We start from the raw sequence: 626 nt of genomic DNA, 5'->3' as shown, positions 1-626 counted from the left end.
GGACCCGCTTCGGGCGGAACGTCGGTCACCCTCACCGGGCAGGGCTTCACCGGAGCCACCGCGGTCACCTTCGGTAGCACACCTGCGACCGGAGTCGTCGTCGTCTCCAATACGCAGATCACGGCCACATCCCCAGCGGGATCGGGCGTCGTCCAGGTCACCGTCACCGGTCCGGGCGGCACCAGCAATGGCGTGGCCTTCGCCTATGTCCCGGTGCTGACCTCGATCAGCCCGACGTCCGGACCCGCTTCAGGCGGGACCTCGGTCACCCTCACCGGGACGGGATTCACCGGAGCCACCGCGGTCACCTTCGGCGCCACACCCGCGACCTCGTTCACCGTCGTCTCCAACACACAGATCACAGCCGTATCCCCAGCCGGAACCGGCACCGTCCAAGTCACGGTCACCACCCCGGGCGGCACCAGCGGCGGTGTCTCCTTCGCCTACGTCCCGGTGCTGACTTCGATCAGCCCGACTTCCGGACCCGCCACCGGCGGAACAGCGGTCACCCTCACCGGCCAAGGCTTCACCGGAGCCACCGCGGTCACCTTCGGTAGCACACCTGCGACCGGAGTCACCGTGGTCAGCGACACGCAGATCACGGCCATATCTCCGTCAGGATCAGG

At 68.2% G+C, this 626-nt stretch carries 1 protein-coding gene; it reads left to right on the top strand.

All coding sequences use genetic code 11. The features are described 5' to 3' along the window. A partial coding sequence (locus NA4_RS34415; protein ID WP_174553034.1) for an IPT/TIG domain-containing protein occupies positions 1-626 on the top strand: 626 nt, incomplete at both ends.

Origin of the sequence: Nocardia amamiensis NBRC 102102 (genome assembly GCF_001612745.1) — a bacterium.
GTDB lineage: Bacteria > Actinomycetota > Actinomycetes > Mycobacteriales > Mycobacteriaceae > Nocardia > Nocardia amamiensis.
The sequence above is the reverse complement of the archived record's forward strand: the minus strand, read 5'-3'. Positions and strand labels throughout refer to the sequence as shown.